Source organism: Phormidium pseudopriestleyi FRX01, from assembly GCF_017313335.1.
Classification (GTDB): Bacteria; Cyanobacteriota; Cyanobacteriia; order Cyanobacteriales; family Laspinemataceae; genus Laspinema; species Laspinema pseudopriestleyi.
Map to the genome: position 1 here is coordinate 1 of NZ_JAFLQW010000248.1, position 10,778 is coordinate 10,778.

General features: G+C 48.2%; 5 protein-coding genes and 2 pseudogenes. 5 read left to right on the plus strand and 2 right to left on the minus strand.

The window, feature by feature from the left end:
- A pseudogene (locus tag J0895_RS09195) lies at positions 1-182 on the plus strand (Rpn family recombination-promoting nuclease/putative transposase); the annotation flags it as partial.
- Between the two features lie 156 nt (positions 183-338).
- On the opposite strand, the gene cobJ reads toward J0895_RS09195, so the two are convergent.
- Both cobJ and J0895_RS09205 read right to left on the minus strand, forming a co-directional pair.
- Positions 339-2,258: a precorrin-3B C(17)-methyltransferase gene (gene cobJ, locus J0895_RS09200; RefSeq protein ID WP_340643484.1), complete on the minus strand. Its 1,920-nt coding sequence runs from the start codon at positions 2,256-2,258 to the stop codon at positions 339-341.
- A gap of 171 nt (positions 2,259-2,429) precedes the next feature.
- Positions 2,430-6,023 carry a DNA gyrase subunit B gene (locus J0895_RS09205; RefSeq protein ID WP_207087807.1) on the minus strand — a complete coding sequence of 1,198 codons (3,594 nt, stop codon included), beginning with the start codon at positions 6,021-6,023 and terminating at the stop codon, positions 2,430-2,432.
- A gap of 261 nt (positions 6,024-6,284) precedes the next feature.
- Between J0895_RS09205 and miaA the strand changes: the two genes are divergently transcribed.
- The 4 genes and pseudogenes from miaA to glcD all read left to right on the plus strand — a co-directional run bounded on the left by miaA (position 6,285) and on the right by glcD (position 10,445).
- Positions 6,285-7,229 carry a tRNA (adenosine(37)-N6)-dimethylallyltransferase MiaA gene (gene miaA, locus J0895_RS09210; protein WP_207087808.1) on the plus strand — a complete coding sequence of 315 codons (945 nt, stop codon included), beginning with the start codon at positions 6,285-6,287 and terminating at the stop codon, positions 7,227-7,229.
- Between the two features lie 51 nt (positions 7,230-7,280).
- A pseudogene (locus tag J0895_RS09215) lies at positions 7,281-7,928 on the plus strand (GDSL-type esterase/lipase family protein); the annotation flags it as partial.
- A gap of 197 nt (positions 7,929-8,125) precedes the next feature.
- Positions 8,126-8,878, plus strand: coding sequence for a class I SAM-dependent methyltransferase (locus J0895_RS09220; RefSeq protein ID WP_207087810.1), 753 nt, complete (start codon positions 8,126-8,128; stop codon positions 8,876-8,878).
- Positions 8,879-8,969: 91 nt separating this feature from the next.
- Positions 8,970-10,445 carry a glycolate oxidase subunit GlcD gene (gene glcD, locus J0895_RS09225; protein ID WP_207087811.1) on the plus strand — a complete coding sequence of 492 codons (1,476 nt, stop codon included), beginning with the start codon at positions 8,970-8,972 and terminating at the stop codon, positions 10,443-10,445.
- The last annotated feature ends 333 nt before the right edge of the window (positions 10,446-10,778 follow it).

The window sequence follows — 10,778 nt, forward strand, 5'->3', positions numbered from 1 at the left end:
AAGAGATGATAGGCGTGAATGAATTTAAGCAATCCAGGCTGTATCAAGATATTAAGCTCGAAGGCAAACTCGAAGGCAAACTCGAAGTAGTTTCACCATTGCTGTCACAGGGATTTACGGTCGAGCAAGTGGCGCAAATGCTGGGTTTAACCATCGAACAAGTGCGCCAAGGGAGTCAATAAACCTAGGTTTTACTAAGGGTTAAAACATTTGAATCTGGGGTAGGGTAATTGACTCTACCCCAGTATTTTTTTAATCCCGAAATTGAGTGAAGAAACCCGGTTTCTAACTTGGTCTGGATTGACCTTTTAGAGGCACTGGAGAAGCAAGGGATGGGGTTAGCGGGTCTCGAATCCGAGATAACCTCTGGGGGTAATCATCCAATTTTCATAGAAACTGGTGCTTTGATTGCCGATGAGGATGGTACTGAGCATATCGATGGGATTTTCTAGGAGTTGTTCTAGGGTGGTGAGGGTGATTTGTTCGTCTTCTCGATAAGCCGATCGCACGATCGCCACGGGAGTATCGGGTTTTCTGTACTTGAGAAAAATGGCTTGTGCCGTGGCAATCTGCTCGGTTCGGGTGCGCGATCGCGGATTATAAAGCGCTACCACAAAATCGGCTGCTGCTGCTGCTTCTAACCGCTTTTCTATCATTGTCCAAGGGGTGAGCAAATCACTTAGGCTAATCGCACAAAAATCATGCATTAAAGGCGTTCCCACCCGAGAGGCAGCCGCTTGTAAAGCGGTAATTCCGGGAAAAACTTGCACTCCTGGGGTTTGACCATCCCAATTCCCCTCTCGGAGTTGTTCTAAAACTAATCCCGCCATGCCATAAATTCCCGCATCTCCAGAGGAAATCACGGCGACGGTTAATCCCCACTCGGCAAACGCGATCGCCAGTTGAGCACGGTGTCGTTCCTGGGTAATTGGCAAGGATTGCACCAGTTGACCCGGACGCAAGAGGGGTTTAATTAAGTCAATATATAGAGTATAACCAATCACCAAATCGGCAGTCGCAATGGCGGTTTGTGCCGCCGGGGTCATCTGGTTTAACGCACCAGGACCCGTTCCCACTAACCAAAGTTTTCCCTCACGTCCAGTATATTCCCTCTCTGATTGGCCGATCGCAATGGTGACGGCACCGGGTTCCCCTTCTAACCGAAAAATTTGCTTAGAAACTAGAAGAGAATTGCGCATTTCACCCGGGGAAGTCAACCCATGTGCGGCAACGATCGCCGCTGCTTCGGCCACGCTGGGAGTCCCCACTTCCTGTTCCACCACCGTGGAAGGGGTGGGAACAGCAACCGACTTCAAAACCTCTGAGGGAAAGGTTTTTAACGGCCACTGACGCGCCTCGCACAACTCCAATAATCCCACTTCATCGGCTTTAATATCAATTGTGGCTATCCCAGCGATCGCAGCTTGTGCGAAATGATGTGACTGACACACTTGGGCGATCGCAGTTTCCACCACCCGACGCGAAGTTCCCCGTTCGCAACCGACTCCCACCCATAAGACTCGCGGATGCCACTGCACCTTGGGAAAGTCAGAATCCGGTGCAAACTGCCGCTGGGTAGCACTAATCCAGACTCTTGCCTTGGGGGTTTTCGCCTCTAGTTTGTGAGGTGTTGTATCATTCGGCAATTCTAGGATAAAGGGATGATCCTCGGGTAAATTCTCTTGCCAGAGGGTGCAACCGACTTCCTGGATGACTTCTACGGGTTCCTGACGGGCGATCGCGGCACTGACGGCAGTCCAATTACCCTCCCCTCGGTTCCAGCCAAATGGCACGCCTAGCACATCAATTCCCGGCAATTGCAACGCCGATGATGCGCCAGTGAGGACGGGGGTTGCACCGAGTTGATGGGCGACTGCCTGAGTCAGGCAGTCGGCACCCCCTTGATGTCCGCTACATAAACTAATGGTAAATTTCCCCGCTTCATCAACCACAACCACTGCCGGATCAATGGACTTGTGCTGCAACAATGGTGCGATCGCCCGAACGACTGCGCCAGTTGCTAAACAAAAGATAAAAGCACGACAATCCGGCCAAATCTTAGCGAGATGGTCCGTTAATGAACCCGTATAAACCTGTACTCTGGTGAGAGTCTTACCATCGATCGCCTCTTGACAGGATGCGGGTATCCAGAGGATGGCATCGGTGGCATCACACAGAGATAGTAATCGTTTGACCCCAGATGGGGTAACGGCGATCGCGGCGATCGGCTGATAATCTTCAAACAGTGACAATTTCAACGGACAATTCCTGATATTCAACGCGCCAGTCTATTCTATTTATCCGCTATAGGCGGGGCAGTTGTTATACTGCCCCTATCCTATCGGATGTTCTCCCTAAAATGACCCCAGTCCTGAGTTCATTCGGGTAACACTGCCTACCCTTGACTCAGGACATCAAACCCAGAACCCTTAAATATCCAGATCCATGAGTTTGAGTTGGGGACCATAGGTTTCGATGAACTCACGACGAGGTGCGACCCGATCGCCCATCAATACCGTAAAGACGCGATCGGCTTCTGCGGCATCCTCAATTTCCACCCGTTTCAGAGTGCGACTTTCAGGATTCATCGTGGTTTCCCAGAGTTGCTTTGGCATCATTTCACCCAACCCTTTAAACCGCTGAATCGTGTAGTTGGCATTGGCGGGGAATTCATTGCGAATGAGCTGTTGCAGTTCGCGATCGCTGTAACAGTAGAAATGATTCCGGCCCCGTTCCACCTTATACAGCGGCGGACAAGCAATATAAACATACCCTTGATCCACCATGTCCCGTTGATAGCGATAGAAGAAGGTGAGCAGCAGGGTCCGGATGTGCGCCCCATCTACGTCCGCGTCAGTGTTATGTGCACATAAACCGCCGGTTCCGCAGACAAAGTTTTCATCCCCTTCTACGGAGAAGTCATAAACATAGTCACCAACTAACTCAATCTCAGAAGCCGATATCACTTTCAGTCCCATCAAATCATCGCTGATCGGGACGAAATCCTGAGCTTTGCGGGTGGGACGGGCTAAATGTTCCTCCAACTGCAATGCATTGGCATGATGTTGCCAAATCCGTTGACTGAAGGCGATTTGCTCTTGACCACAAATCGTCAGGGTGTAATAGGCATGGCGAGTTTGGATCGGCGCATCCGCTGGAGTTGAGGGTTGATGTTCTGTAGGGGTGGCAATTAAACCCAGTTGTCCGAACAGATACAGCAACCCTTCTTTGAGGGCGGGGGAATTGGTCGTCCAGGAGAAGTTATTGTTACCAATAGTGCCATCTCCCAGGAAATAGCCTTCCAAAAATGCCAGTTGGAGGTCTTCTGGCAGACTGAAGACTAAATCCGGCAGTTGCTTCTCATGGGCAGGTTTGGCTAAACCCCAGGCTTGCAATAACCGGGCAGCAGCGACACTATGGAAGTAGAGTTTAATGCCGTCACTGTCGGGGTCATTATAGCGGCGGGGAGTTTCTCCGAAGGTAGCGGCGATCGCCTCGGTTAATGCCGGGATAAACCGCTCATCTTTTTTACCCAGATTTAAGCTAACTTGGTGTTGACTCAGGGTTCCCTCGGCGACATACCACCCCAAGAAGTTCATCAATTCCTTTGTAATCGGCAAATAGCGACTAAAGGCTTTATCTTGATGCGCCTGGGGGACAATTTGTACCGCGTCACCGAGTTGGATCAGTTCGCTGGGGGTGAAATACTCAAACGCTTTGTACGCACTGACTTCGCGCCAGAGAGCATTTTTGCTGGTATCATCTTGCTCTAACAGGCGATCGAGTTTCGAGGGGACGGTTTCATAAACGATATTTTCGTTCCCCCCGATCGCCTCTAAGTATTCCAAAAAGTTCGGTAAGGTAGGACGATTAATCCCCCGTTCCCAATGACTGATGGTAATCGGTTGTTTGACACCACAGACGGTTGCCACCTGTTTTTGGGTGATACCGGCCATTTTCCGTTGGCAAATCAATTGTTGCCATGCCGTCCCATCTAATTCTACCCGAGGTTCGTTCCATTCCGCTGGGGTAGCGACTTTCGCCAACAGACGCTGACTGGCAATGCGGCGCACATCTTCCCCTTTTAAGTAGAGCGATCGCGTCAGTCCAGCGCGATACAAAGTGTCCAGTAAATCAATGCGAGTTGGACTCTGTGCGGGACGCGGTAACCGTCGAGAGGCGACTAACAAATCCCCGGGTTTGACTTCGTTGCCTTTTTTGAGAATGACTTCCCCGTTTTCATAGACGAACACGCTATGGGAGGAGGTCACTTTGACTGAGCGATTATACCGGGTGGTAATTTTATACATCGCTTCTTCATGTCCATGTCGAATCACCGCTTTCAAGGGTTTAAAGCGGGTGGCATGGGTTACGGGGTCGAAGGATACCACGCGATAGCGTTCGGGACTGCGACGCCCTTCTACGCACTCGTCGATAAATTGACCAATTTTGACGAACTCAGTTTGCCCTTTGTCATCCATGACGAGAGTGGGTTCGTCTCCCGCTACGCTCATGATAATGATTCGATGATAGCGCAAATGTGAGGGGTCGAACTCTTCCCCTTTAATCCCTAAACCGAGGGCGGCAATTAGGGCTTGAATTTCGGTATTCTTGTAAATCTTGGAATCATCGGTTTTTTCGATGTTGAGGATTTTACCGCGTAAAGGTAGGATGGCTTGGAAACGGCGATCGCGTCCTTGTTTGGCACTGCCTCCCGCACTATCCCCTTCTACAATGTAAATTTCACTTTCACTCGGGTCTTTGGTACTACAATCCGCCAGTTTTCCAGGCAGAGGAGACGATTCTAAGACCGATTTACGGCGAACCAATTCCCTGGCGCGTCGGGCAGCTTCAGCGGCATTAAAGGCCTGAATTGCGCGTTCTAAAATCGCATCCGCTATACTGGGACGAAATTCTAAATACTCCGTGAGCACTTCACCCACTAAAGAATCCACAATTCCCCGGACTTCAGTGTTGCCTAATTTGGTCTTAGTTTGCCCTTCAAATTCCGGGTCGGGCACTTTCACGGAAATCACCGCAGTTAACCCTTCCCGAACGTGCTCACCGCCGAGATTGGAATCCCCTTCTTTGAGTTTATTCCGTTTACGGGCGATCGCATTCATGGTCCGCGTCAAAACCGCTTTCAATCCTTCTAGGTGCGTCCCTCCATCAATAGTCCGGATGTTGTTAGCAAATCCGAGGACGTTATCCGTGTAAGCATCAGTGCACCATTGCAACGACACTTCCACCTGAACATTATTACGCTCTCCTTCGACGTAAATAATTTCTTCATGAAGGGGTTGTTTCTCCCGGTTCATGTATTCTACATATTCCCGAATTCCACCTTCATAGCAATAAGTTTCAACTCGGGGCTCATTATTTTTGAGCAGTTCAATTCGATTATCCGAAAAGGTGATTTTAACCCCAGCATTCAGGTAGGCAAGTTCACGCAATCGTCCCGATACAGTGCTGTAATCAAACTCAATGCCGGTACTGAAAATTTGGAAGTCCGGTTTAAAGCAAACGGAGGTTCCGGTGCGATTTTCTTTAATTGGTTTGCCTTCCAATTCTCCAATCGCTGCACCCCGTTCATACCGTTGGACATGGATTTTTTTCTCACGCCAAACGGTGACTTCGACCCATTCCGATAAGGCGTTAACCACGGAGATACCCACCCCGTGTAATCCTCCGGAGACTTTATAACCGCCTCCTCCAAATTTACCTCCAGCGTGGAGGACGGTCATCACCGTTTCCAGGGCGGACCTTCCTGTTTTAGAATGGATGTCCGTAGGAATACCTCGACCGTCGTCGGTTACGCTACAAGATCCATCTGGATTGAACTCAATTTCAATATGGGTACAGTGTCCAGCAAGCGCCTCATCGATCGAGTTGTCCACAACCTCGTAAACTAGATGGTGGAGTCCTCGGGGTCCGGTGGTCCCGATGTACATCCCCGGTCGCTTGCGTACTGCTTCGAGTCCTTCAAGAACTTGTATTTGGTCAGCGCTGTAGTTGCTGGTCATACCACGGTAGCTCCATTAATCGGGCTTTTGCAGCCCACAAAGTGTCAGAATACCAAAAACTATCAAAATTATAACACTAAACGGTTGTTCGCGATGATAGCCCAATTAGAAGAGAAATTTTTTGGGGGGATGCAGGGGGGAGGTTGGGGAGATTGGGGAGATGACCAAAGACAAATGACCAAGGACAAATGACAAATGACAAATGACCAAGGACAAATGACCAACGACCAATGACCAACGACCAAGGACAAAATGACCATCATGCCTGGATTAATTGTAATTTGTGGGGCGACGGCGACGGGGAAATCCAGTCTGGCGTTACATTTGGCCCAGGGTCTGGGGTCGCCAATTTTGAGTGCGGATTCGCGTCAGGTGTATCGCGAGTTCGATATTGGGACCGCTAAACCCACAGCAGCCGATCGCCGGAATGTCCCTCATTATCTCCTAGATATCTGTGATCCGACGGATAATTTGACCGTGGCAGATTATCAGGACCAGGCGAATCAGGCGATCGCAGAGGTTCAGGGACTCAATCATGTGCCTTTGTTGGTGGGAGGGACGGGTTTATATCTGAAGGCGGTGGTTAAGGGGTTGAAAATTCCCCGGGTGGCCCCTAATCCTGAGTTGCGATCGCAGTTGGCGGCGTTGGGTCAAGCTCAATGTTACGCCATGCTGCAACAGGTGGACCCCGAGAGTATAACCCGGATTCATGCCAACGATTCGGTCAGAACCTTACGGGCATTGGAGGTATTTTACGTCACCGGCTGTCCGATTTCTCAACAACAAGGGGAAAATCCCCCCAGTTATCCGATTTTACAGATTGGTTTAGACTGTAAAGAGGTCGAAGAAGGCGATCGCCGAATTTTAATTCGCACTCAAGAAATGTTTAATGCGGGTTTGGTGGCAGAGGTGGAATCAATCTGTCAAAAATATGGGACGAGTTTACCCCTACTTCATACCCTCGGATATGCTGAAATTAAGCAATATTTGGCGGGAGAAATTTCCCTGGAAGAGGCAAAAGAATTAACGGCATTACATACCCGACAATTTGCCAAACGGCAGCGGACTTGGTTCCGAGGCGATCGCAAGATTGAATGGTTTGCCGTTGATCAACCCGATTTGCTAGAACAGGTATGGCATCGAGTTCAAGAGTTTCTTGAACAGACAAAAGTCGCCTCTGCCTCCGGCACTTCCTGCACTTTCTGACAAGTCAGAAACTTGAACAATGACTATTTTAATCGGATTGAAGTTAAGGTTATGAAATCTGCTCAATTTGAACCCAAGTTTATTTTATCCCTTACTTTTAATGCGATCGCCTTAATTCTAGCCCTCGTCTTGATTGCCAAAAAAGGAGGAATTCCCTACATTTTAAGCAAAATCCGGTCAACTCCCCCCGAGACTTTTTCTCAGTCCTGGTCTAACATTTACTATCAACATCGCCGGAGTTTGTTTGAAGGTCTTCCCAAAGTCAGCAGTCCCATTATTTTTCTCGGCGATAGTTTAACGGATTCCTGTGAATGGAACGAGATTTTAAATCATCCCCAAATTTTGAATCGCGGAATTATCGGCGATACAACCGCTGGGGTCTTGGATCGGTTAAATCCCATTCTCGCCTCTCAACCGCGTCAAATTTTTCTGATGATTGGCATTAATGATTTAGCCAGAAAAAAGGATTTTTCGGGGATTTTAGTCAATTATCAACAGATTTTGACTACCATTCACCAACAATCCCCACAAACCAAAGTTTATGTCAAAAGTGTTTTACCCATCAACAAAAAACTTTTTGAAAAAGGCCCTAGCAATGAAATGATTAGAAATCTTAATACTCAACTGCAACAGTTAAGCGACAATTTCTCTTATTCTTATATTGATTTACATTCTCAACTGGTGGATGAAAATCAACAACTCGATGAACGCTACACCATAGATGGGTTACATTTGAATGGGACTGCCTACTTGATTTGGAAAGCGGCCATTGAAAATTATGTAGAACGCGACACTCAGGTATTGGATGACCAACAACAAATGACCAATGACCAACAACCAACAACCAATGACCAATGACCAATGACCAATGACCAATGACCAATGACCAATGACCAATGACCAACAACATTACCCGAGGTGAATTGATGGATTATCTTAAGTTTATTGAAATGCTTCCTAAGCAGTATGAAAATTGGGGTCAAGATTCAGTCAAACCCTGTTCTGACAAGTTTCAGGAGGTACTCGATCGCGTCCAAGGGACGACAACGGCGAATTTGATGCAGTTAATCAATTTAGCGGTGTCTTGTCTGGACCAGGGGGAAATTTATTGTGAAATTGGCACCTATCAAGGGTCGAGTTTAATTGGCGCATTGCTGGATCAAGGCGATCGCCAAGCGTATGGGGTAGATAATTTCTCAGAATGGGATGAGAGTAGCGAGAGTTATGAAACTTTGATTGAAAATTTAACCCAATTTAATGTATTGGATCGGGTTGAGTTTTATAATGAAGACTTTGAGACATTTCTCCTGAATCTACGCGATCGCCAACCGACACCTAAAGTTGGAGTCTATTTTTATGATTGTGCCTATGACTATCGATCGCAACTGATTGGGTTACTGTTCATGAAAAACTTTTTAGCCGATCGCGCCTTAGTGATTGTCAACAATGGTCACTGGAAAACCGTACAACAAGCACAAAAAGATTTTATCGCCGCCCATCCCGAATGTCAAGCGATCGCCGAACTATCTACCGTAGTCGGGGAAGCAACATTTGGCAATGGAATTCAAGTGCTCAGTTGGACAAGTTCCTCCGATAAGCGCTATTCTGCTGCTTCCGTACAGAGTCGCGATCGGCAACCCGTTGGATAAGAGATTGCGGGCAATTTGGCCCAAAAATTAGCTTAAATCCGGCGATAATTTAACCTCAAACCCTGATAAACCCTGATAAGGAACGATTACCATGCTGACCCAAAAGACTCAACAAGAACGCGACTGGAAACCGATTATTAAAGAATTTGAACAAGTGGTCGGTAAAAACGGCGTAGTCCGACGAAAAGAAGAACTCCTAACTTATGAATGTGATGGATTAACCAGTTACCGCCAACGTCCCGCATTAGTCGTATTGCCTCGAACCACAGAACAGGTTTCTGAAGCGATTAAAATCTGCGATCGGCATAACATCCCCTGGTTACCCCGAGGTGCAGGAACCGGACTATCCGGCGGTGCATTACCCATTGAAAACTCAGTATTAATCGTCACCGCTTTAATGCGAAAAATCCTCAAAGTTGACCTAGAAAATCAGCGAGTTGTCGTCCAACCGGGAGTGATTAATAACTGGGTAACCCAAACCGTTAGTGGGGCTGGATTTTATTATGCCCCAGACCCTTCCAGTCAAATTATCTGTTCCATTGGAGGCAATGTTGCCGAAAATTCGGGCGGAGTTCACTGCCTCAAATATGGCGTCACCACCAATCATGTTTTAGGATTAAAATTAGTCCTTCCTGATGGTTCCATTGTAGATGTAGGAGGAGAACTCAACGAAATGCCCGGTTACGATTTAACCGGATTATTTGTGGGGTCCGAAGGCACATTAGGAGTCGCCACCGAAATCACCCTCCGTATCCTCAAAACCCCCGAAGCAATTTGTGTCCTCTTAGCCGATTTTACCAGCATTGAAGATGCCGGGGCCGCCGTTTCTGCCATTACCAGTGCAGGCATCATTCCCGCTGGCATGGAAATGATGGATAACCTCAGCATTAATGCAGTAGAAGATGTGGTTGCCACCGGATGCTATCCCCGAGATGCCACCGCCATTTTGTTAGTTGAAATTGATGGATTGCAAGTAGAAGTTGATAAAAATAAACAGCGAATTTCTGAACTCTGCAAGCAGAATGGGGCGCGAAATATTACCTCAGCCAGTGACTTAGAAACGCGGATGAAATTATGGAAAGGACGCAAAGCAGCCTTTGCCGCAGCGGGACATTTAAGCCCCGATTATTATGTTCAAGATGGCGTAATTCCTCGGACTCAACTGCCTTATGTCTTGAAAGAAATCGAAAGACTCAGCCAAAAATATGGCTATCGTGTAGCGAATGTCTTTCATGCCGGAGATGGCAACCTCCATCCCTTAATTCTTTATGATAATGCCATCCCCGGGGCCTTAGAACAAGTAGAAGAATTAGGGGGAGAAATTCTCAAACTCTGCGTGAAAGTCGGGGGAAGTCTCACCGGAGAACATGGCATTGGGGCCGATAAAAAATGCTACATGGGCGAAATGTTTAATGAAATCGATTTAGAAACCATGCAATGGGTGCGTAGCGTATTTAATCCCAAAGGATTGGCAAATCCAGATAAACTATTTCCCACACCCCGGACTTGTGGAGAAGCAGCAACTGCCCTCGCCAATCCAAAGTTTCAGGGAATAGAGGCTTTTTGAGGGTCGATTCTGATGAATTAGTTCAGTTGACAAATCAACGGATGGGTTGAGTTTTCAACGGGTGCATCTCACTGTTGCGAGTGTTGAGCCAACCCCTACCCCGACCCAGCCTTCATCACCCGTCAGCCTTCGCCTGCCACCCCTCCAAAGGAACCACCCCGCCCTACGGGCAACCCTCCAAAGGAACCACCCCGCCCTAGGGGCAACCCCTCCAAAGGAACCACCCCGCCCTAGGGGCAACCCCTCCAGAGTCACCACCCCGCCCTACGGGCACCCCTCCAGAGTCACCACCCCGCCCTACGGGCACCCCTCCAGAGTCACCACCCCGCCCTA

Excerpts from the sequence above, each read along its gene's own strand:
- J0895_RS09205 (WP_207087807.1), bottom strand. The coding sequence starts at position 6,023 with ATGACCAGCAACTACAGCGCTGACCAAATACAAGTTCTTGAAGGACTC.
- glcD (WP_207087811.1), top strand. The coding sequence starts at position 8,970 with ATGCTGACCCAAAAGACTCAACAAGAACGCGACTGGAAACCGATTATT.
- J0895_RS09220 (WP_207087810.1), top strand. The coding sequence starts at position 8,126 with ATGACCAACAACATTACCCGAGGTGAATTGATGGATTATCTTAAGTTT.
- miaA (WP_207087808.1), top strand. The coding sequence starts at position 6,285 with ATGCCTGGATTAATTGTAATTTGTGGGGCGACGGCGACGGGGAAATCC.